Source organism: Nocardia sp. NPDC002869 (assembly GCF_046764065.1).
Classification (GTDB): Bacteria; Actinomycetota; Actinomycetes; order Mycobacteriales; family Mycobacteriaceae; genus Nocardia; species Nocardia rhamnosiphila.
In genome coordinates, this window is record NZ_JBKOOL010000033.1 from 1 (window position 1) to 19,948 (window position 19,948).

Below are 19,948 nucleotides of genomic sequence, written 5' to 3' on the forward strand. Positions count from 1 at the left end.
AGTCGCTGCGCTCCTTCGCTCCGTCGGTCCAGAATCGGGGGCGGGCCCCGACCACTGAGGCAACCATCCGGAGCAGACAGAAGGTTGCATGCCGGCGTGCGCCTCGACCAACCTGGGTAGGCCCACATCACTGTCAGTGCTCAATCGTCACCGATCTCTGGACTGTCTGCTGCACGCGCTCAGTCGCTCCAGAACCAAGGGCGGGCCCCGACCACAGATCTCGACTATCCGGCCGGGCCGGAAGGACCGGTCGAGCATATGCCTCGACAAACCCGGCTGGGCTCACGTCACTGCAAGTGCTCGATGGTCGCCATCTACGGTCGGTCGGCCGCATGTCACGCCGTGCGACGATGAATATATGTCGCCGGACAGCCCGCCACGCCTACCCGATGTTCTGGCCGATCCGTCGTGGCGGCCCAGTCCGCGCGCGAAGGCACTGTGGACCGTGCAGATCATGCTGTCGTGGCTCGGTGTATTCGCCGTGCTGCTCGGGTGGGTCGTCTTCGACCCCGATCGCCGGACGTGGCAGACGGCGGTGGCGGTGGTCGCGGTGCCGACGGCCACGCTCACCGCGATCGTGGTGCCCCGCTGGCGGTACCGGGTGCACCGCTGGGAGGTGACCGATGACGCCGTCTACTCCCGATCCGGCTGGTTGACCCAGGAGAGCCGGGTGGCGCCGATCTCCCGGGTGCAGACCGTGGACACCGAACGCGGCCCGCTGGAACGCCTCCTCGACCTGTCGACGGTGACGGTGACCACGGCCTCGTCCGCGGGTGCGGTGCACATCAGCCTGCTGGACCGCGCGGTGGCCGAGCAGACGGTGACCCGGTTGACCGAAATCGCGGCGCGTCACCGCGGGGACGCCACTTAACCCTTCCCCACGGCTGAAGCCGGGGGATTTCCAGCTCGGACCGCACCACCGACCGCCCTGGAGGGAGGCCGATAATGTCTTACGTCGTCAACACTGGCACGGTCGAGTTCTACCGTGGCCGCCAAAATAACGTGGGCGGCGTTGCGGTCTCGGTCTGCGATGTGACCACACGAGCCACACTCGAAGACACGCACATCCAACGCGAGCCGCTGCTTGGCTATCGCACCACAGCTCGCACAGGTCATCGTCGTATACGCGGGCGGAACCAACACCACCTTCCGCCCCGCCCGCGTGGCACGTCCGATCAGCTCGCGTTTCGCCGTACCGATCGCGGCATCTGCTGCTTTACTGGCCATGGTGGATCGGGCCAGGAACCTTGGTTCGAAGTCCTCGATGGCGATGGTGTGGTGGTCGTCGACCACGCGCCGAGCCCATACGCGCGCAGCGTGCGTGTTCTGGCGGGCCGCTTTCTTGTGCAGACGGGCAGCCTCACGCCGCGCCCGCTGGTAACCGTTGCTCTGCGCCTGCCCTTTCGGCCGCCTTCGGCGGGCCATCTTCCGTTGCGCCCGCGCCAGTTCGGCGGCGCAACGGCGTCGATGCCCCCCGTACGGGAGGTCATGGGCGGGGCTGGTGGTGGTGGCGGTCGTGGTCACGCCCCAGTCGATCCCGATCCCCCCCGATACAGTGGGCGCGGCCTGGAGGGGGCGGCGGACGACGAACGACGCATACCAGTGGCAGAGGCTGTCGCGGTAGACCCGCACCGAGGTCGGGTTGGAGGGGAGTTCCCGCGACCACACGACCGGGATCGACACCTTGTTCGGCAGGCGCAAGCATCGGTCTTTGATGGAGAACCCGCGGGTCGTGTATTCCAGCGACGGCAACGTCTTCTTACGGGGTTTCGGAGCGGGTTTCCCGCGACCTTTCACCGTGAACGAATGTCCGAGCGCTTGGGAGTAGGTGCGCAGCATTTGCTGTTGCGCGACTTGCGAACCCGCCCGCAACCAAGCAGTACGCCCACGGGCCTCGGTGAGCTGCTTCGACAACTGACCGAACGTGAGTCGCTGCCCGGTGCGTTGTTGGTGGACGGCTTCGTTCCACAGGAATCGGCAGCGATGCCATTCGGATTCGAGCGCGCGCACCGCGACCGCGCCGGGGCGCAGGCGGTAGGTGTAGCGCACGATCTCATGCACGCGAAACATTATGCAATACCAGGCAATAGGGCGTTCTCAGGACGGGCTCGAGCCGGACAACGACGTCGTCTACTCCTGCACCTACCACGTTGTGTAGTGCCCGAATATATCGCGGGCGGGTCCTCGGCGGACGTATCGAGGCGCGCCTCGACCAGATCATGCCGCACAGGACGCACCGATCATCGAACCGGAAACGATTCCCGATCATGTGCATCTGCGGGTTTCGTGCGGCCCACAGTTCGGGATCCACGGGCTGGTCAACCAGATCAAGGGCCGATCCTCCCGCGTGCTGCGTGCGGGTCCAGTCCGTCTACCGACTTTTGGACTTTTAATTCGTACTTCGTCGCCACTGTCAGTGGCGACCCTGGAGGTAGCAAAACGCTATGCCGAAAATCAGAAGAACGTTTGACTCCGATTCCTCCCCACGCTTGAAGGCGGGGGTTTCCTCGGAGTCTGTTCGATGACGGGACCGCGTCCGGCGGGCGGGCCCGGCCCGGCCGCCGAGCCGGAAACCTTCGTTCCCGGGCACGACGAGCCGTGGCTACGCCTGGATCGCCGGATGCTGCTGGTCCATCCGATTCAGGAGATCGTGAAGTTCCTGCCCGCCGTGATCGGCGCGGTCGTCCTGGGCGTCAGTTCCGGTAACCCGCTCTACAGCCTGCTGGGCCTGGTATTCGTGGTCCCGTACGCGCTCACCCTGTGGTTCACCACGACCTATCGGGTCGGACCGACCCATGTCGAACTGCGCACGGGTTTGATCCGGCGGAAACGGCTGGCGGTGCCGCGGGCGCGAATCCGGTCGGTGGATATCGAGGCCGACCCGCTGCACCGGCTCCTGGGCCTGGCCGTGGTGGTGATCGGCACCGGCCACGAAGCCGAGGCCGGCGACCGATTCAGATTGGACGCACTCGCCGCCGGACGGGTCCGGCCGCTGCGCGCCGAACTGCTGGCCCATACCCTGCGTACCACTGCCGGCGATCCCGCTCCCGCCCGTGTCGCCGCCATCGGCCCGGACACCGGGCCGGAGGTCCCCGCGGCCGAGCGAGGCGCGGAGATCGGCCACTGGCAGCCGGGCTGGGTCCGGTACGCGCCGCTGTCGCTGACCGGTTTCGCGATCGCCGCCTCGGCCCTCGGCCTGGCCGCCCAGTTCGGATTCGGTGCCGCCGAGATCAGCATCGGTCACGACACCGTCGACACCGTGCGCGGTTTCGGGGTCCTGTCGCTGCTACTGGTCGGTCTCGCGGCGCTGCTCGCCCTGGTGGTCGTGGTCAGCGTAGCGGCGTGCGCACACTACCTCGCCACGTATCACGGACTCCGCGTCACCGATCACGGCAGCACCTTGCAGATCCGCCGCGGACTGTTCACGCTGCGCCGGATCACCCTCGACACCGCACGATTGCGCGGCGCCACCATCCGCGAACCACTCTTGCTGCGTCTCGCCGGAGCCGCGCAACTGGAAGCCGTGATGACCGGGGAGAACCCGCGCCAGAAGATCCTGCCGCAATCCCCCCGCGTGGCAATAGAACGAACCCTGGCCCGGCTGCCGAGTCCACACCGGAGCGCGAACACCTCCGCGACAGCGGCACGATCGGCCGCGCTCGCCGATATCCCGTTGACCCGGCACGGTCCGGCCGCCCGGCGCCGCCGATACGTCCGCGCCTGCTGGCCTGTTCCGCTCACCGCGGTGGCCCTGCTCCTCGTGACCGCGGCGGACTGGCAGGTCACGGTGTGGTGGTGGCTGCTGCCCGCCGGCCTGGCGCCGGTCTGCGCACTGCTCGCCGAGGACCGCTACCGCGGCCTCGGGCACGCGGTCGTCCCCGCCACGCCCGGCTCTCCCACCTGGCTGGTCGTCCGTTCCGGCTCCCTCGACCGCGAACGCACCTGCCTCGAAGCGCCCGGCATCGTCGGCTGGACTGTGCGGCAGACCTTCTGGCAACGCCGAGCCGGCCTGGCCACGGTGGGCGCCGCCACGGCAGCGGGTAAGAAGCTCTACCTGGTCCAGGACATCCCGCAGGATCGCGCCTGGGCGATATTGGATCGCGTCGCCGTCGGCGTCACGGGGCGGGGCCCGGCCACGGATGCCCACCATCCGGAATAGACGGATGGTGGGCGTGGGAGCCGTAGTACGCCGATGTCAGGTCTGGCAGTGGCAGGTGGCTGACTCCCGCAGATCGGGTTCGTCGGCTACCACGCGCAGGCCGGGACGGGTGTCCGGACTGGCGTGATCACCCATCCACGACAGCAGGGACCACCGGGACAGACCGGACAGGGCCGAGCCGAGACTCAGGAAGGACCCGCTGGAGATCGCCGAGCCGAACGATCCGATGGACCCGACCGACAGCACCGACCCCACGCTGCCGATGGACAGAATCGAATACGCGGAGCCGATGGACAGGATCGACCCTTCGGAGCGGATCGACAGAATCGACCGTGACGAGCGTCGGCTACGGATGCCGGACTTGCGCAAACTTCGGACAGTCGCCATCAACCCGGTCTACCACAGCCTTGCGCCACGCGCGGCACCTCACGAGCCGACGCTCCGGCGCCGGGCCGCCTCCGCGGAAGAAGCCACGGGTCAGCCCATTGCTCGTACGCGCGATGCGCGAACAGCCGTCCATGGATCGACGACCGCGATCAGATCCGGGCCGACCGATGGCGGGAGGGCTGGGGTTCGGGAGGTCCGCCCACCCGCCGGAGGCGGGGCCGGTGGTCAGCCGACGGTGAAGAATCCGATGGTCGGCATGAAGGTGCAGCTGCGGGCCTCGGTTTCGGTGGCCTGGGTGGTGAGCCCGCCGCCGATCACCGCGACGATACGGCCGGTGCCGGTGTTCGCGATGGCCGACAGGGTGGCCGGGCCGTCCGGGTTGATCTTGGCCGCATCGGTCAGCGGCTGCGAGCCCGCCTCACCGGTGTCCAGGTTCCGCCACTGCACCGTCATCGGCTGCGCCTGCTCGGCCGTGGGACGTTCGGTGCCCAGCGCGGTGAACACGAAACCGGTCTGGCCGGCGGCGGGTCCGGGCGGCGGTAGCTGCGCCGGGCCGGGCACCGCGAGGGCGGTACCGACCGAATCGCCGGACGGGGCGATGCAATTCTGGCCGATGGTCGGGTAGAGGAACTGGGCGATCGCCGGCCCGGATTCGGGGATCTCGGGGCCACCGCCGCCACTGCCGTCGAGGAACGTGATGACCCGTTCCAGCGTGGATTTGATCTGCGGAGGCAGATTCACCGCGGCCAGCAGCGCGCGGGCCTGGGACAGAATGGCCTCCTGCGGGCTGCCCGGCGCGGCGATGTCCTTGGCCGCCGGGGCCGGTGCGTTGACGATGGCCGGGGCCAGGGCGGCGAGAACGTCGACGGGAACCCCTTCGGGGACCATCGGGACGCTGCTCACCGACGCCTCGGTGGCCGGAGCCGCGACGGCCGTCGCGGGCGCCACGAGGGAGGCGCCCGCCGTAATGGCGAGCGCGGACATTGCGATCCGCGATCCTCGGGTGCGAAGCACTGGTCTAGCCGTCCTTACCTCGGGTACATCTGGGCGACGCTGAAAAGCCGTCGTTTCGGGGTCACTCTAAGGACACTGACGCGCGTTGTACAGCACCGGGGTAGGGATTGCGAGCCCCAATTCGCTGTGCTACCGGACAGTAGCGGGTAACGCGAGTGACCGGTGTGGAAAATGGGGCTAATGTGAACTTGTGACTCATCGGTTGCTCGATGGTTACCGGGGCCGCTGCACAGTGTTTGCCGCCCACCGCGCGGAGCGCGCGCAAGGCTCGCGTCCGCCCGGAAACCGGTGGGGTTAATGTATTCCGGGCCGGAAAAACCGGCGACGCGCCCAACAGCACCGGGTCCGGCCGCCGGCCCGGACCGACTCGAAAGCTCGTGTATTGACTCAGCCCAGCGGCGCCCGGACCGACATTCGGGGGTTCGTACCGTTTCGCCTGGCCCTGGTGGCGCTCGGGATCACCGTACTGGCGCGGCTGCTGTGGATGCTGCTGACCCCGAACGGGATGAACCTGGTCGACCTGCACGTCTACGTCGACGGGTCGGCGGCCCTGCTCACCGACCATCTCTACGATTTCACCTACGCCGAGAAGACACCGGATTTCCCGCTGCCCTTCACCTACCCGCCGTTCGCCGCGGTGGTGTTCTTCCCGCTGCACTTCCTGCCCTTCACCGTGGTCGCGATGCTGTGGCTGTTCGCCATCGTCGCGGCGTTGTACTGGGTGGTGCGGATCGCGTTCGAGCTGATGCTGGGGCGCGACGCCCTGCGCGAAGCGCGGTGGCGCACCGCGATGGTGGCGTGGACGGCGGTGGGCCTCTGGTTCGAGCCGGTACGCACCACGATCGACTACGGCCAGGTCAATGTCTTCCTGATGCTCGGTGTGATGGTCGCCATCCGCAGTTCCCGGTGGTGGCTGTCGGGAACCCTGGTGGGCGCGGTCGCGGGGATCAAACTGACGCCCGCCATCAGCGGCCTCTATTTCGTGGCGCGGCGCCGCTGGGCCGCGGCCCTCTGGTCGGCGGTGGTGTTCGGCCTGACCGTGGCGGCCAGTTTCCTGATCAATCCCGAGGAGACCCGGCGCTATTTCGGCACCCTGCTCGGTGACGCCGACCGGATCGGGCCGGTGGGCTCGGTGTGGAACCAGTCGCTGCGCGGCGCGCTGAGCCGGCTGCTGGGCAGCGATGTGGGGACCGGGCCGTGGTGGATTGCCGGGGTCGCGGTGGCGGCGGCGCTGGGCTGGTGCGCGTGGCGGGCGCTGCGCCGCGACGATCTGCTGGGCACCGTGCTGATCGTGCAACTGTTCGGACTGCTGGTCTCGCCCATCTCCTGGTCGCACCACTGGGGCTGGCTGCTGCCGACCGTCCTCTGGTTGCTCCACGGGCCGTACCGGGCGGTGCCCGGCGCGAAGATACTGGCCGGATACTGGCTGGTGACGACGCTGATCGGCGCGCCGTGGGTGCTCTCGTTCCTGCAGGATTCGATCTGGACCATCTCCCGCTGGGGGGTGTGGTCCTGGCTCGGCACGGTGTACGTGCTCGGTGCGCTGGTCTGCTACGGCTGGATCGCCTGGGCGGGCCGGACCACCTCCCGGACCGCTACGGCGCCAGCCGATCTATCTCCCGGGCCAGCGCCACGTCCTGTGCCGTGAGCCCGCCCGCGGAGTGCGTGGACAGGGTGAAGGTGACCTTGCGCCACCGGATATCCATATCGGGATGGTGATTCGCCGATTCGGCGATATCGGCCACCTGCCGGACGAGTTCTATGCCGGCGGGAAAGGTGGCCGCCCGGACCGTACGGGTCAGCGCGTCACCGGCCCGGCTCCACTCCGGCAGGGTTTCCAGGGCCGCCGTGATCTCTGATTCGGAGAGCAGTGCTGTGGTCATACCGCGGACATACCCCGCCACCACGGTCCTACAACCACACGCTCCCCCATACGAACTGTCCAACATTCGTGGCGGACGCCGGAGCGAAGGCGGAGGTCGCCCTCCTCAGGCGGCGCGCGCCTTCTTGAGACCTTTCTTCAGTTCTTTACCGGAGGCGCCCGTGGCCTCCAGGCGTTTCATCCGCATGATGACCACAGGGCATTTCACGCAGCGCGTCTTCTTACGACAGCACTTCTTCTTCGGCTCGAGGCTCGAAACCTCGCGCGCCTTGACCTTGCCCATGCGGGTTAGCATACCCTTACCCCTGGGCGGCGCCAGCAGGCCACCGAGTTCCCGGTAGGGTGTAACCGGCCCAGATGCCCGGTGAGTTCGAATGTCGCTGTGGCAGGGTCCGGCCGCAAGCAACAGTTAACAGCAGGAGGAACCGGCGTGTCGTCTGCACGCGATTTTCGCAACGTCGCCATCGTGGCGCACGTCGACCACGGTAAGACGACGCTCGTCGACGCCATGCTGCGGCAGTCCGGCGCGTTCGCCGAACGGGCCGAACCGGTCGACCGGGTGATGGACTCCGGCGATCTGGAACGCGAGAAGGGCATCACCATTCTCGCCAAGAACACCGCCGTGCACCGGCACCATCCGGACGGCAGCGTCACCGTCATCAATGTCATCGACACCCCGGGTCACGCCGACTTCGGTGGCGAGGTGGAACGCGGCCTGTCCATGGTCGACGGTGTGGTGCTGCTGGTCGACGCCTCCGAGGGCCCGCTCCCGCAGACCCGGTTCGTGCTGCGCAAGGCGCTGGCGGCCTGTCTGCCGGTGATCCTGGTGGTCAACAAGACCGACCGGCCCGACGCGCGGATCGCCGAGGTGGTCGAGGAAAGCCACGATCTGCTGCTGGACCTGGCCTCCGATCTGGACGACGACGCCGCCGAAGCGGCCGAACTCGCTCTCGACCTGCCGGTGCTCTACGCCTCCGGTCGCGCGGGCAAGGCGTCCAAGGAGCAGCCGCAGAACGGCGAGGTACCGAACGCGGAGAACCTGGACGCGCTGTTCGACGTCCTGCTGGAGAACATCCCCGCCCCCAAGGGCGACGCGGCCGCGCCGCTGCAGGCCCATGTGACCAACCTCGACGCCTCGGCCTTCCTGGGCCGGCTCGCGCTGGTCCGCATCCACAACGGTGAACTCCGCAAGGGGCAGAACGTGGCGTGGATGCACGCCGACGGCGTGAAGAACGTCAAGATCACCGAACTGCTGCAGACGATCGGCGTCGAACGGCAGCCGGGTGAGGTCGCGGTGGCCGGCGATATCGTCGCCGTCGCCGGTATCCCCGACATCATGATCGGCGACACCCTCGCCGACCCGGACGAGCCCGTCGCGCTGCCCCGCATCACAGTGGACGAGCCGGCCATCTCGGTGGTGATCGGAACCAACACCTCACCGCTGGTCGGCCGCGTCCAGGGACACAAGCTCACCGCCCGCATGGTGAAGTCGCGGCTCGACCAGGAACTGGTGGGCAATGTCTCACTGCGGGTACTCGATATCGGCCGCCCGGACGCCTGGGAGGTCCAGGGCCGCGGCGAGCTCGCGCTGGCGATCCTGGTCGAGCAGATGCGGCGCGAGGGTTTCGAGCTGACCGTCGGCAAACCGCAGGTGGTGACCCGGCAGGTCGACGGCAAGGTGCACGAGCCCTACGAAGAACTCACCATCGACTGCCCCGACGAGTACCTCGGCGCCATCACCCAGCTGCTGGCCGCCCGCAAGGGCAAGATGGTGCAGATGAACAATCACGCCGCGGGCTGGGTGCGGATGGAGTTCATCGTGCCCTCGCGCGGTCTGATCGGTTTCCGTACCGACTTCCTGACCGAGACCCGCGGCACCGGTATCGCCAACGCCGTCTCCCACGGTTACGCGCCGTGGGCCGGTGAGATCCGGGCCCGGCACACCGGTTCGCTGGTGTCCGACCGCGCCGGTTCGGTGACCCCCTTCGCCATGATCCAGCTCGCCGACCGCGGGCAGTTCTTCGTCGAGCCGGGCGCGGAAACCTACGAGGGCATGGTCGTCGGGATCAATCCGCGTGCCGAGGATCTCGATATCAATGTGACGAAGGAGAAGAAGCTCACCAATATGCGCTCCTCCACCGCCGATGTGATGGAGACGCTGGCCAAGCCGCTGCAGCTCGATCTGGAAATGGCCATGGAATTCTGCGCCGCCGACGAATGCGTCGAGGTCACACCGGAGTTCGTACGGGTGCGCAAGGTCACCCTGGCCGCCAACGAGCGGGCCCGGGAGCTGTCGCGCCGCAAGGCGCGCGACCGGGCCGCGCTGTAAGCGGTTTCACCCCCGGACGGGCCGGCACGGGTTTGGGTAGAGTGCCGAACGTGATTTCGGGGAGGCGCGCGGTGTGGCGCGGGCTGCTGGTACTCGTGGCGGTGCTTGCCGGATGCACTGCCGACCCGCCGCCGCCCATCGCCAGTACGGACAGCCCGAAGACCCAGCCGGCGCAGCCGACCAAGAACACGGTGGTGGTCGCCATCGACGACATCGGGATCGGTTTCAACCCGCATCTGCGGTCGAACCAGTCCCCGGCGACCGCCGCGGTGGCGGCCATGGTGCTGCCGAGTCCGTTCCGGCCCACGCCCGACCCGGCCCTGCCGGGCGGCACGCTGTGGGTTCCGGATACGGCGCTCGTCGATGCGGCGACGGTGACCGCCGAGGCCCCGTTCACCGTCACCTACACACTGAAGGACCAGGCGAACTGGTCCGACGGCGCCCCCATCGCGGCTGAGGATTTCCACTACCTGTGGCAGCAGATGATCACGCAGCCGGGTGTGATCGACCCGGCCGGGTACCGCCTCATCTCCGAGGTCCGTTCCTCGGGCGGCGGTAAAGCGGTTTCCGTGGTGTTCGACAAGCCCTATCCGGCCTGGCCGCAATTGTTCGCGAACCTGCTGCCGTCGCATCTGATGAAGGATTCGCCGGGCGGCTTCCAGCGGACGCTGGTCGAGCAGATACCGGTCTCCGGCGGGAACTTCACCATCGAATCCGCCGATCCCGGGCGCGACGAGATCCTGCTGGAACGCAACGACCGCTACTGGGGCACCCCGGCCCGCCCCGACCAGATCCTGCTGCGCCGCGGTGGCACTCCCGCCCAGCTGGCGGATTCGCTGCGCACCGGCGACACCCAGATGGCGCTGGTGCACGGCGGGGTCGCCACCCAGGCCCAGTTGGCCGCGATCCCGTCGGTGCGCACCGCGATCATGCCGCAGTCCCGGCAGCTGCGACTCACCCTCAACGGCCGCGAGGGGGTGCTCGGCGACCACCGGGTCCGGACCGCGGTCCTCGCGCTGCTCGATCCCGCGCTGCTGGCCACGGTCGGCGCGCAGACCGGTAACTGGGTGGAGCCGGTGCGCGCGCAGGTGCTCTCCCCCTCCGATCCCGGCTACACGCCGACCGAACCACCGCGCCTCAACCCCGACCAGGCCTTCGGCCTGCTGGCCGAGACCGGTTTCGGCCGCGCCCCGGAGCCGCCGCCGGTCTCGGCGACCTCACCGGCCCCGCGGCCCCGCTCGCTGGCCCGCAACGGCGAACCGCTGGTACTGCGGATCGGCGCGGTGACCGGCGACGATACCGCTCTGGCGGTGGCCAATACCGCGGCCGACCAGCTGCGCAGCGCCGGGATCGACGCGTCCGTGCTCAATCTGGCGGCCGACGAACTGTACGGCAAAAGTCTGGTGGAGAACTCCGTCGACGCGGTGGTGGGCTGGGAGGCGACCGGCGGTGATCCCGCCACCGCGCTGGCCTCCCGCTACGGCTGCCCGCCCGTGGCGCCCGTCCTGCCCACGGCCGACGGCGAACAGACCGAGGTTCCGGCCGCCGTGGAGGCGGCGCGCCGGGCGCCGGGCAATCTGTCCGGTATCTGCGATCCGCAGTTCCAGCCGTCGATCGACGGCGCACTGCACGGCGTGGAAGTACCGCGCACCCTGGGCGAGGCCGAACCCCGGCTGTGGGGTGCGTCCACGGTACTGCCGATCGTGCAGGACAACGTGGTGGCCGCGGCGGGTCCCTCGGTGGACGGGGCGTCGCTGAGCGGAGCGATCCAGGCCGGGATTTTCGGTGACGCGGCAATGTGGCGGCGCGTCCCGTGACCGGTCCCGGTGACGGCCGTACGGGCGGATTGCTGCTGGTCCACGCCCACCCCGACGACGAAACCATCACCACCGGGGGCACGATCGCCCACTACCGGCGTCTCGGTGTCCCGGTGACGGTGGTGACCTGCACTCTCGGTGAAGAGGGCGAGGTGATGGGCGACCGATGGGCGGGCCTGACCGCCGACCGCGCGGATCAGCTGGGCGGGTACCGGATCGGTGAACTCACCCGCGCCCTGGCCGAACTCGGTGCCGGACCGCCGTGTTTCCTGGGCGGCGCCGGCCGCTGGCGCGATTCCGGTATGGCCGGGACTCCGGCGGCGCAGCATCCACGGGCCTTCGTCGAGTCCGGTCCGGCGGCGGTCCGGGCGCTCACCGAGGTGATCCTCGACCTGCGGCCCCGCGTGGTGGTGACCTACGACCCGCACGGCGGCTACGGCCACCCGGACCATATCCGTGCCCACCGGGTGACCACCGAAGCCGTCGAGGCCGCGGCCGGGCAGGGCTGGGACACGCCCAAGTTCTACTGGACCGTGACCGACGCCGACATCCTGCGCGACCATCTGCGGGCGCTGGCCCGCCGCACGGTGGACGGCCTGCCCGGCGCGCTCCCTCCCGGCTGGCGGCTGCCGGCCGAGGACGAGTTGGCGTGCGTACCGAGTAATTCGGTGACCACGGCGATCGATGTCACCGAATCGCTGCCCCGGAAACGCGCCGCGCTGCGCGCCCACACCACCCAGCTCACGGTCGCGCCGTCGGGCCGGGAATTCGCGTTGACCAATATGATCGCCCAGCCGGTCCTGCCCGAGGAGCACTACATTCTGGTCCGCGGTCGCGCCTGGTCGGGCGGGCCGGACGGCCGGGAAGACGATCTCTTCGCCGGTTCGCTGTAGCCGAGCGGCGCCCGGGCACCAATAGACTCGTCACTATGCAGCACTCGGAATCGGAGAGCGGGACCGGACCCACAGCGACCGCCCGATGGTGTTCGGCGATCCGGTCGCACGGATGACCGCCGCCGTGGACGATCGGGCCGGTGCGGATTCCCGCGCTCGCTGGACCGCCTTGGCGACCGCGGCACTCGCCCCGGTGCTGATCGCGGTCCTGATCGTGGACGCGGTGATCACCTTGGCGCTGGAGGTGCTCTACCTGCCCTCCTATCTCGGCAGCGTCGCTGTACCGCTGGCCGCACTGATCGCCGCGCCGGTGAACGTGGCCCTGGTGTGGGCGGCCGCCACGGTGACCACCCGGCCGACCGTGCTGTTCCTGCCGATCGCCGCCTGGCTGGGTGCCTTCCTGATCGCGGCGAGCCGGGGCCCCGGCGGTGATGTCCCGCTGCGCAGCGATCTGCCGACGCTGCTGCTGTTCCTGTGCGGGGCGGTGGCGCCGCTGGTCTACCTGTACGTGGCCGCCAATCGGACGAAAAGCCCGGCGGGCTGACCGGTCCGCCGGTCGGCGGTGGTCACCAGGCTCCGTACTCCGCGGCGAGGATATCGTTCACATCCACGCCCACCCCGTCGACCGTGCGGTCGTCGATCTCGAACTGGTGCAGATGAGCGGCCGGATGCACGTACCCCGGCGCGGTTCCCCAATCGTGCTGCCAGAACCACCCACCCACCCCGGCCGTCCGGGCCAGGTCGATGGTGGGCGCATTCGCGTAGACGCCGGTGTTCTCCCGACCGATCACCGCCTGCCAGCCGAGCAGATACGGCAGGATCATGGTGGCGAATTCCACAGGGTTCGGGTTGTCGTCGATGGAAGCGTAGATCGGCCGGTTGTCCGGTCCCCCGGCGGCGCGGTGCAGAGCCAGCCCACGCTCGGCGTGCCGGCGACCGGCGTCGTAGCCGCCGCGCCAGTCGGCGGTGGGCCCTTTGCCGAACTGGTAACAGGACACGATGGCCAGCCCGGCGGCCCGCAGATCCTCGACTTCCCCGGCGAGCAGCGGTTTCCCGGCCATCCATTCCGCGCCCGGCCGGCGGTCGGACACATACCGGATGACCCCGGTGTGCCCGGCCGCCTTGATGGCCGCCGCGGACGGCACACCCCCCGCGTAATCGAGCAGCGTCCCGAGCGAAGCCGCACCGGCGCGGGGAGTTCCGAAGGCCGACCCCACCGCACCCGCGGCGACGGCGGCGGCCGTGTATCCGAGCAGAGCCCGGCGAGACAGTGCAGAAACCATCGAGACTCCTTCGCACACCCCGGGTGGACAGCAACGGCGTGCCCGGCGCGCCTTCCCCATCAGCACTGCGTGCGCCGGGAGCCTCGAACGTGGGTATTCCACCACATCCACAACACGACCGCCACGACCGACGGCCACGCGCGCCGGGGGCAACGCCAGAATTACAAGAGCCGGTCCATGCGTTCACCTACATCGAGGGTTCGCATGGCGGGGTCGGCGAGTTCGGCGCGGACGACACGGACCACCTGCGCGACGATCTGTTTCTTGATACCCGCCAGGACGCCGAGAACAGCGGCGCGCATGCCCCGGGCGGCGTAGTCGAGGCGGACGTTCTCCCGTTCCGGCGGGGTGACTTCCACCACGATGAGCAGGGGGTCGGCCGCGTGCGCGGTGAGTTGCAGGGGAATCTCCACGTCCGCGCGGTAGTGGTTGTCCTTGAGCACGCTGACCGTGATGTCGAGAGTGACCGGGACGATCAGGTCGAAGCGGACCAGCGCCGGATCGTCGTCGGCCGTGGCGGTCTCGGGTACCCGGTCGGTCAGTGCGGGTCGGCCGACCTCGCCGCGCACGGTGACCTCGGCCGCCGCCCGGGGGCCGGCGCGCAGCGGGCCGATCTCGATCTGCCGGTCGGCGAGATGGGTGACGAATTGTTCGAGCCGATCGCGAGTGACGATGCGCGGGAAGAACCGCCGCCCGAATTCGGCGTAGTCGATCCAGTCGAACCGGGTGCGGCTGCGGTGCGGGGAGCGTTCGCGGGCGACGATGGCCTCGATATCGTAGATCCGGCTGCGCATCACGCCCGGATCGCGCAGCATACCGTTCACCCGATTGGCGACCTCGCGTTGCAACAGGCCGGCGATCGGGTCGAGGAGCCATTCGGCCACCGAGTCGGCGGCGGACAGGCGCACCAGCACACTCACATCCGCGGGCTCGACGCGCGGGATATCGATCACGATCAGCAGCGGATCGGCGGTGCGGGCGCGGAAGGTGAGACCGATGGATACCACCGTCTCCGACCGTAGGGGTTTGCCGCCGAGCAAGATCTTGGCCCGCAGGGATACCGGTATCCGGACGTCGAAGGCGACTTCGGAGCCGCGGCGCACCACCACGGGACGGTCGATCCGGCCCTCGGCGAGGAACCCGGCGAGTCCGGCGGGCGCCAGATTGACCGGGCCGATGGCCAGCCCACGCCCGGTGATGCCGGCGACCGCCTTCTCGATCCGCCGCTCGGTCACCGCGTAGGTGACGAACCGCCTGCCGAACTCGGCGTAGTCGATCCACCCCGGGTCGCCTACCTCGATCGGTTCCATGAGTCGTTCCGACACCTCTACCTCCACCGGATAAGCGTCACGGTACGCGATGAAGGTATCGATCCGGCAGGCCCGTCACCACCCGGGCGACAGCCGCCCGTAACCGACGATGTGGATATCGGGAACGGCGGCGGGGTCCCAGCGTTCGATACCGACCGCGTCGCCCTCGTTACCGCCGATCGTGGTGAGGGTGCCGTGGTCCTCGGCCAGCACGATATTGGTGTGCTGGCCGAATCTGCTCTCCGGGCTGTAGAGGATCACATCACCGGTGACCGGCCGGTATCCCGACCCGGCGGCGGCGAAGCGGCCCGAAGTCTCGTAATACTCCTGCAAGGTGTAGACGCCGGGGATCCGCCACGATCCCGAATTCGGGTTGACCAGCGGCAGCCCGGCCGCACGCAGCACCCAGCTCACGAAGTTTGCGCACCACGGTTCGGTGTTTCCCTCGGAGTACCCCGCTCCCTCGCGAGGGTCGGCGAATTCGATTGCCGCGGCGTCGACGACCCGCGCCTGGGCCGGGGTGAGTGTGGCCCGGTCGATCACCGGGAAGGAGGTCAGCCGCTCACCGACCAACCCGTCGGAGGAGTCGGAGAAGAATGAACAGCCACAGAGAAACAGCGCGGCGGCGACCAGTACGAGCGCGGTGCCGCGCACCTGCTTCCGCCGTATGCGGACATCTTCCGAAGATCCGACCATTCCCGCACCCCCGTGCCTCGGCAGAACTTTCCGGTGGTCGACCGGTGCCGTCCAGCATGCCTGTTCGGGCGGGCGGTGGCGAACGATTCCCCATACGGCAGGCTCACCGGGGGTCGGCGGCTGCCGTTCGCATGGGGATGAGGGCGGTGAGCGCGATGGCGACGCAGGCGGCAGTGGTCGAGATGAGGAAGGCCGTCTGGAACGCGTCCCGGGACGGTAGCTGCCGGGTACCCGGAGTGATCGTCATATGGGCCATTACCGCGCTCATCACCGCCGCCGATCACCGCCGAGCCCACACCGAGGGCGGTTTGGTGAACAGCACCCGCGGCCGCGCCGAGACCCGTAGATCGACGAGCGGATGCCGGCGGCCGAGTTCGTCACGGCCGAGTCTGCATGAGCGAGACGACGATGCCGATGGTGCTCAGGGTGGCCACCAGCACCGTCGGTGCGGGGCCGGGCCGATCGCGTTCGCCGGATCCGGAAGGGTCGTCGGCCACAGCCGTCACACATATGTACGTTACATAGGCTGTGTATGGTGCACAATTTTGTATTCGGGCGAAACTGACGACATAGTGTCCGAATGTCCGATTCGGCTGCACCGCTCGCCGCCTCCGCGGCGGACCGCCGGGACCCCGCCGTCCTGGCGCGGCTTGTCCTGGAACTGAACCTGCTGTCTCGGCAGTATCCGGCCGCCCGCCGGAATTCGCCGTTCCAGCTGGACAGATCCGCGTACCTGATCCTCACCCGGCTGCGTCTCGGTGATCCGCTGTCCCTGCGCGAACTGGCCGAAGCGTTCGGTCTGGACGTGTCCACAGTGAACCGCCAGGTGGCCGCCATGCTCGACCAGGACCTGGTGGAGCGGGTACCCGACCCCGAAGGCGGCGTCGCCCGCAAGGTCCGGCCCAGCGAGAAAGGGCTCCGGCTGTTCGAAGCCGATCTGGCCCTGCAACGCCGCGGTGTCGGCTCCGTGCTCACCGATTGGCCGGACGAGGAGGTCGAGCAATTGGTCCGCCTCCTGGAGCGGTTCAACGAAGGGGTCGAGAGGCTGGCCCGCCATCCCTGGCCGCGCCCCCATCGGACCACCGGTTCCCCGGTCCACTGACCGAGAACTCGGTGGTCACCCGGTGTTCTCCGGCAGCCGGTACCGTTGAGCCATGATCACGCTCAAAAAGGAAGACGGCGCAGCGGATCTCGCGGGAATCGCCAAGCTGAGTGTCGGTGTCAGCTGGGACCCGTCCGCGGGCGCCAGCGGTGGCGCGCTGGGCTGGGCGCGCCGCAAGAAAGGCGTCGACCTCGACCTGATCGCCATCCTCATGCAGGGCAGCGAACCAGTCCGTTTCGCCGGACTGGATTCGCTGGACCCGCTGGGCAACGGCTCGGTCCAGCACTCCGGCGACGAACAGACCGGCGCGGCCGCCGGTGACGACGAAACCGTCCATGTCACCTTCGCCGAGGTCCCCGGCGGTATCGACGCCATCGTCTTCGTCGCGGCGGCCTTCAAGAAGGGCAGCTCCTTCGAGAAGGCGAACAACATCTCGTTCAAGGTCTACGACGCGACCGGCGGCAGCAGCCAGCAGGTGGCCGATATCTGGCCATCGCTGCTGGGCAACGACAATGCCAACGCCGTGGCCCGCGCCTTCCGCAACGGTGATGTCTGGCAGCTCGAGGTGCTCAACCGCAAAGGCAAGATCAAGCAGGGTGACAAGCAGGCGCTGCTGCGGTTCGCCATGGGCGGTGGCGCTTCCTGATCCGCCGCACGTGATCAGCCCGCCGCCCAGCCGGACCAGCGCGCGATATCGAGCGCGATGACCGGTCCGGGCGGCGGCTCCGTCACATAGACGGGATAGCGGTCGGTCAGGTGCGTCAGGCCCTGCCGCGCCTCGTCGCCCGTCACGATGCGCGCCCGCCCGTCGGCGCGCACCCACCACAGGCGGGTCCAGTCCTCGTCGTAGAAATCGGCCAGTACGGCGATCTCCGGGTTCGCCTCGATATTGGCCAGCCGGCGCAGGGCGGTGGTCGACTTCGGTTTGGCATCGACCGCGGTATAGACGGTGTCGCCGGCGAGCGCGAACACGATCGGGACGAGATGCGGTGCGCCCGCGGTGGTCACCGTCGCGAGCCGGGCGACCCGGGCTTCGGCGAAGCGCGTCCGGGCCCGATCACGGTCCAGCCGCATATGCACACCTCGCTCCGGTCCGGTGTCCGGCACTCAGCGCCGGCCGCGCAGATAATCGCTGACCACCGCGGCGCCGAGCCCGTCCAGGTCGGGCGCCACCACCCGGCCGCCGCTGCGCCGGGCCACCAGATCCACGAACGCGGCCAGCCGCGGTTCCTCACCCAGCATGAACACCGAGATCGAGGCGCCCAGCCGGGCCAGCGAATCCACCTGGGTCATGGTGACTGTCAGGGTGCGGCGATCCGGCGGCCAATTGAAGTAGGGGGTTCCGTCCGGCTCCAGGTGCGCGGTCGGCTCCCCGTCGGTCACCACCAGCACCACCGGTACCGCGTCGGGATGCCGGCGCAGATGCCGGCCGGCCAGCAGCAGCGCGTGGTGCAGGTTGGTGCCCTGCTCCCAGACCGGTTCCAGCCCGGTCAGTTCCGCGATGTCCACGGTGCCGGCCTGGCGGCCGAAGGTGATCAGTTCCAGTGCGTCGGACCGGAACCGGGTGCTGATCAGGTGCTGCAGGGCCAGCGCCGTTCGCTTCATCGGCACCCAGCGCCCGTCCTGAACCATCGACCACGAGGTGTCGACGCACAACGCGACCGCCGCCCGGGAGCGCTGTTCGGTCTCGGCGATCTCCACATCCGCCACATCCAGGGACACCGTCCGGCTTCCGGTGGACGCCGAGCGGAGCACCGCGTTGCGCACCGTACGCGAGACATCCCACGGCTCGGTATCGCCGAACTGCCACGGCCGGCTCGCGCCGGTCGGTTCCCCGGCCGCCCCGGCGAGCGCGGTGTCCCGCTGCCCCTTGCGACTGCGCAATTTACCGACGATATCCCGGAGCGCGACCTCCCCGAGCCGCCGCAGCGCCTTCGGGGTCAGCCGCAGGGAGCCGTCGGGGGCCCGCTCGAACAGGCCCTGGCGGCGCAGTTCTCGTTCCAGCTCGGCCAGCCGGGCGGCATCCACCCGGGCGTCGGCGCCGAGCTGACGCTCCAGCAGCTCCAGGTCGATATCCTCCAGCCGCGCACCGGGATAGGACTGGGCGAGCTGGGCGGCGAGTTCGTCGAGTTCACCCAGGTCCTGCATGGCTGTCACGGCTTCGCCCATTCCCAGCGGGTCCTGGCCGCGGAAACGCCGCGCCGACTCCCAGTCCTGGCCGGGACGTAGCGTACGCAGATTCGCGTCCAGGTCGGCGATCTGCTGCGCTATCCGGGGATCCCCGAAGGCCTGTCCGATCAGCTCGTCCAGTTCCGCCCGCTGCTGAGCCGACATCGAATTCGTCATCCGCTGCGCCGCCGCGGCCCGCGCGGCCAGCGCGTCGATCAATTCTTCGGTGTCCCGCGGATTCTCCGGGAAGAACTCGCCGTGGTCGTCCATGAACTCGGCGAACCGCTCGGTGGTGTCCTCGCCGCGGGCGTGGGCGGCGAGCAGATCGTTGAGGTCCGCCATCATCTGCCGGACCCGCTCCACATCCTGCGGTGTCGCGTCCTGGAGCGCCTGTTTCATGCCCTGGAAACGGGATTCCAGCAGTTCCTCGCCGAGCAGATCACGGATCTTCTGATAGTTCTCCCGGCCGGTTTCCGAACGCCAGGAGTATTCGCTCAGTTCGTTCACCGCTTTCGCGGTGCTCGACGGGAGTGCGTCCAACTGCATTTCGGCGAACCGCGCGTCGTCGGAGGGGTCCGGGAACAGTGCGCGCCGTTCGGCCTCCAGGGCCCGATCCAGCAGTTCCCGCACCTGCTGCAGGGTGCCGTCCAAGCGGTGGGACCGCGGTATCTCGGCCCGCCGCTCCCACAGGCGGCGCGTGAGTTCTTCGAGCCCGGGCATACCGGACATCCCCCGCCGCAACAGTTCCTCGAGCGCCGAACGCGGCGAGGAACCCTCCATCACCTCGCGCCCGATCTCCGACAGCGCCTCGCGCAGATCCAGCGGAGGCGCCAGCGGATCGGGCCCCTCGTGGTAGGGCCCGTAGGAGTATCGGTCCGCCGCTGTCATCGCACCTCTTCGAAACCGG

General features: G+C 69.0%; 21 protein-coding genes and 1 pseudogene. 10 read left to right on the plus strand and 12 right to left on the minus strand.

The window, feature by feature from the left end:
- Window positions 1-358 precede the first annotated feature (358 nt).
- A complete protein-coding gene (locus ACLML9_RS09065; protein WP_411945082.1) occupies window positions 359-871 on the plus strand; it encodes a PH domain-containing protein in 513 nt (170 codons plus the stop codon).
- Here ACLML9_RS09065 and ACLML9_RS09070 read toward each other — a convergent pair.
- On the minus strand, window positions 868-2,061 hold the full coding sequence (locus ACLML9_RS09070; protein WP_411945083.1) for an RNA-guided endonuclease InsQ/TnpB family protein: 1,194 nt from the start codon (window positions 2,059-2,061) through the stop codon (window positions 868-870). The genes ACLML9_RS09065 and ACLML9_RS09070 overlap by 4 nt on opposite strands.
- Window positions 2,062-2,071: 10 nt before the next feature.
- Between ACLML9_RS09070 and tnpA the strand changes: the two are divergent.
- Together tnpA and ACLML9_RS09080 are read left to right on the plus strand one after the other, a co-directional pair.
- A pseudogene (gene tnpA / locus ACLML9_RS09075) lies at window positions 2,072-2,470 on the plus strand (IS200/IS605 family transposase).
- Between the two features lie 51 nt (window positions 2,471-2,521).
- Window positions 2,522-4,159 carry a PH domain-containing protein gene (locus tag ACLML9_RS09080; RefSeq protein WP_411945084.1) on the plus strand — a complete coding sequence of 546 codons (1,638 nt, stop codon included), beginning with the start codon at window positions 2,522-2,524 and terminating at the stop codon, window positions 4,157-4,159.
- A 36-nt stretch (window positions 4,160-4,195) separates the two neighbouring features.
- On the opposite strand, the gene ACLML9_RS09085 is transcribed toward ACLML9_RS09080, so the two are convergent.
- Together ACLML9_RS09085 and ACLML9_RS09090 are read right to left on the minus strand one after the other, a co-directional pair.
- Window positions 4,196-4,546: a hypothetical protein gene (locus tag ACLML9_RS09085; RefSeq protein WP_411945085.1), complete on the minus strand. Its 351-nt coding sequence runs from the start codon at window positions 4,544-4,546 to the stop codon at window positions 4,196-4,198.
- A 225-nt stretch (window positions 4,547-4,771) separates the two neighbouring features.
- Window positions 4,772-5,530: a hypothetical protein gene (locus ACLML9_RS09090; RefSeq protein ID WP_411945086.1), complete on the minus strand. Its 759-nt coding sequence runs from the start codon at window positions 5,528-5,530 to the stop codon at window positions 4,772-4,774.
- A gap of 514 nt (window positions 5,531-6,044) precedes the next feature.
- Here ACLML9_RS09090 and ACLML9_RS09095 point away from each other — a divergent pair.
- Window positions 6,045-7,208, plus strand: a complete 1,164-nt coding sequence (locus ACLML9_RS09095; RefSeq protein ID WP_411945120.1) for a mannosyltransferase — start codon at window positions 6,045-6,047, stop codon at window positions 7,206-7,208.
- Here ACLML9_RS09095 and ACLML9_RS09100 read toward each other — a convergent pair.
- A complete protein-coding gene (locus ACLML9_RS09100) occupies window positions 7,156-7,443 on the minus strand; it encodes a 4a-hydroxytetrahydrobiopterin dehydratase (RefSeq protein ID WP_411945087.1) in 288 nt (95 codons plus the stop codon). The two genes, ACLML9_RS09095 and ACLML9_RS09100, sit on opposite strands and share 53 nt — an antisense overlap.
- Window positions 7,444-7,548: 105 nt before the next feature.
- Window positions 7,549-7,725 carry a hypothetical protein gene (locus ACLML9_RS09105; RefSeq protein WP_411945088.1) on the minus strand — a complete coding sequence of 59 codons (177 nt, stop codon included), beginning with the start codon at window positions 7,723-7,725 and terminating at the stop codon, window positions 7,549-7,551.
- Between the two features lie 147 nt (window positions 7,726-7,872).
- Here ACLML9_RS09105 and typA point away from each other — a divergent pair, with 147 nt between their 5' ends.
- The 4 genes from typA to ACLML9_RS09125 all read left to right on the plus strand — a co-directional run bounded on the left by typA (window position 7,873) and on the right by ACLML9_RS09125 (window position 13,025).
- Window positions 7,873-9,771, plus strand: a complete 1,899-nt coding sequence (gene typA / locus ACLML9_RS09110; protein ID WP_411945089.1) for a translational GTPase TypA — start codon at window positions 7,873-7,875, stop codon at window positions 9,769-9,771.
- A gap of 41 nt (window positions 9,772-9,812) precedes the next feature.
- Window positions 9,813-11,588 (plus strand): ABC transporter family substrate-binding protein, encoded by a 1,776-nt coding sequence (locus ACLML9_RS09115; protein ID WP_411945090.1) that lies wholly within the window; start codon window positions 9,813-9,815, stop codon window positions 11,586-11,588.
- Entirely contained in the window at window positions 11,585-12,481 is an 897-nt protein-coding gene (gene mshB / locus ACLML9_RS09120; RefSeq protein WP_411945091.1) for an N-acetyl-1-D-myo-inositol-2-amino-2-deoxy-alpha-D-glucopyranoside deacetylase, read from the plus strand. Before ACLML9_RS09115 ends, mshB begins: the two co-directional genes overlap by 4 nt.
- Before the next feature lie 112 nt (window positions 12,482-12,593).
- The gene (locus tag ACLML9_RS09125; protein ID WP_411945092.1) at window positions 12,594-13,025 is read left to right on the plus strand and encodes a hypothetical protein; all 432 of its coding nucleotides are present in this window, start codon (window positions 12,594-12,596) and stop codon (window positions 13,023-13,025) included.
- A 22-nt stretch (window positions 13,026-13,047) separates the two neighbouring features.
- On the opposite strand, the gene ACLML9_RS09130 is transcribed toward ACLML9_RS09125, so the two are convergent.
- The 5 genes from ACLML9_RS09130 to ACLML9_RS09150 all read right to left on the minus strand — a co-directional run bounded on the left by ACLML9_RS09130 (window position 13,048) and on the right by ACLML9_RS09150 (window position 16,276).
- Entirely contained in the window at window positions 13,048-13,764 is a 717-nt protein-coding gene (locus ACLML9_RS09130; RefSeq protein WP_411945093.1) for a DUF1906 domain-containing protein, read from the minus strand.
- A 161-nt stretch (window positions 13,765-13,925) separates the two neighbouring features.
- Complete coding sequence (locus tag ACLML9_RS09135) at window positions 13,926-15,089, minus strand: hypothetical protein (RefSeq protein ID WP_411945094.1); 1,164 nt, start codon at window positions 15,087-15,089, stop codon at window positions 13,926-13,928.
- A 60-nt stretch (window positions 15,090-15,149) separates the two neighbouring features.
- Window positions 15,150-15,770 (minus strand): CHAP domain-containing protein, encoded by a 621-nt coding sequence (locus ACLML9_RS09140; protein WP_411945095.1) that lies wholly within the window; start codon window positions 15,768-15,770, stop codon window positions 15,150-15,152.
- 103 nt (window positions 15,771-15,873) lie between these two features.
- Window positions 15,874-16,038, minus strand: a complete 165-nt coding sequence (locus ACLML9_RS09145) for a hypothetical protein (protein ID WP_411945096.1) — start codon at window positions 16,036-16,038, stop codon at window positions 15,874-15,876.
- 109 nt (window positions 16,039-16,147) lie between these two features.
- Entirely contained in the window at window positions 16,148-16,276 is a 129-nt protein-coding gene (locus ACLML9_RS09150) for a hypothetical protein (RefSeq protein ID WP_411945097.1), read from the minus strand.
- A 74-nt stretch (window positions 16,277-16,350) separates the two neighbouring features.
- On the opposite strand from ACLML9_RS09150, the gene ACLML9_RS09155 reads away from it, so the two are divergent.
- Complete coding sequence (locus tag ACLML9_RS09155; RefSeq protein WP_411945098.1) at window positions 16,351-16,872, plus strand: MarR family winged helix-turn-helix transcriptional regulator; 522 nt, start codon at window positions 16,351-16,353, stop codon at window positions 16,870-16,872.
- Between the two features lie 52 nt (window positions 16,873-16,924).
- Window positions 16,925-17,518 (plus strand): TerD family protein, encoded by a 594-nt coding sequence (locus ACLML9_RS09160; RefSeq protein WP_356957241.1) that lies wholly within the window; start codon window positions 16,925-16,927, stop codon window positions 17,516-17,518.
- 14 nt (window positions 17,519-17,532) lie between these two features.
- On the opposite strand, the gene ACLML9_RS09165 is transcribed toward ACLML9_RS09160, so the two are convergent.
- Window positions 17,533-17,946, minus strand: a complete 414-nt coding sequence (locus ACLML9_RS09165; RefSeq protein ID WP_411945099.1) for a TIGR03668 family PPOX class F420-dependent oxidoreductase — start codon at window positions 17,944-17,946, stop codon at window positions 17,533-17,535.
- 33 nt (window positions 17,947-17,979) lie between these two features.
- A complete protein-coding gene (locus ACLML9_RS09170) occupies window positions 17,980-19,929 on the minus strand; it encodes a vWA domain-containing protein (RefSeq protein WP_411945100.1) in 1,950 nt (649 codons plus the stop codon).
- Window positions 19,930-19,948: the final 19 nt, after the last annotated feature.